At 74.9% G+C, this 1,237-nt stretch carries 1 protein-coding gene; it reads right to left on the reverse strand.

Annotation, left to right across the window (positions count from 1 at the left end; all coding sequences use genetic code 11):
- Positions 1–1,237: condensation domain-containing protein (locus G3I65_RS56180; RefSeq protein ID WP_160704813.1), on the reverse strand; the 1,237-nt coding region annotated here is incomplete at both ends.

Raw genomic sequence — 1,237 nt, forward strand, 5'->3', positions numbered from 1 at the left:
CCAGCGGGAAGTCCGACGGCGTGCGGCCGCCGGCGTCCGGGGCGGCACAGTGGGCGATGATCTCCCGCAGCGCGGCCAGCATCCGGCCGGCCAGCGCCTCGACGGTGCCGCGGTCGTGCAAGCCCGTGGCGTGCGACCAGGCCACCTCCAGCGTCCCGCCGGTGACCCGGCCGACGACGTCGAGCGCGTGGGTCCGGGGCGCCTCCGGGTCGACGTCGGCGTCGAGCGGCCCGGTCTGGAACGCGCCGCCGTCGGCGTCGTCGAAGCGGCCGAGGTAGTTGAAGCTCACCAAGGGATCGATGTCCGGCGCGGTCCCGGTCAGGTACCGCAGGGCGCCGTAGCCGATGCCCCGCCGCGGGACCGCCCGCAGCTGCTCCTTCACCGCCTTCAGCGCCTCGCCCCAGTCTTCGGGGACGTCGAGGGCGACCGGGAACACGCTGGTGAACCACCCGACCGTCCGCGACAGGTCGACGCCGTCGAAGAGGTCTTCGCGGCCGTGCCCTTCGAGGTCGATCACCGGCGCCTGGCCGGTCCAGTCGTGCAGCACCCGGCCGAGCGCCGCCAGGAGAACGTCGTTCACCTGCGTGCGGTAGACGTCGGGCACGTCTCGCAGCAGGGCCCGGGTTTCGTCCTCCGTGAGCCGGACGGTCACCTCGCCGGTCCCGTCGATCGTGGCCGGCCCGTCCCCGTCGGCGGGCAGCGGCGGCACCGGCGGCAGGGCCTGCCAGTGCGCCAGCTCGTCGTCGAAGCCACCGGCCGCCGCGTGCCCGGCCAGGCGCCGGGCCCATTGGACGTACGACGTCGTCTTGGGCGCGAGTTCCCCGCCGCGGTAGGCGGTTTCGAGGTCCTCCAGGAGGATCCGCCACGACACGCCGTCGACCGCGAGGTGGTGGACGGCCAGCAGGAGCCGCCGTCCGTCGAGGACCGCCGTCAGCAGCGGCCCGTGTTCGACGTCGAAGGTGACGTCGTCGGCTAGCAGTTCGGCCGGCCAGACCGGTTCGCCGTGCTGGACGCGTCCGCGCGGCGTCTGCTCGAACCGCAGGCGGAGCGCGTCGTGGTGGGCCCAGACCGCGGCCAGGGCCCGGCGCAGCGCGGGTTCGTCGACGTCGTCGGCGAACTCCAGCACCACGCGCTGGTCGAACCGGTCGGGCTGGGTGGCGAAGTACCAGCGCTGGATCGGGGTGAGCGGGGCCGTGCCGGTGACCGGGCCCTGCTCGGCGCGCGGCTCCGCACCGCC

This window comes from Amycolatopsis sp. SID8362 (assembly GCF_010550475.1).
GTDB lineage: Bacteria > Actinomycetota > Actinomycetes > Mycobacteriales > Pseudonocardiaceae > Amycolatopsis > Amycolatopsis eburnea.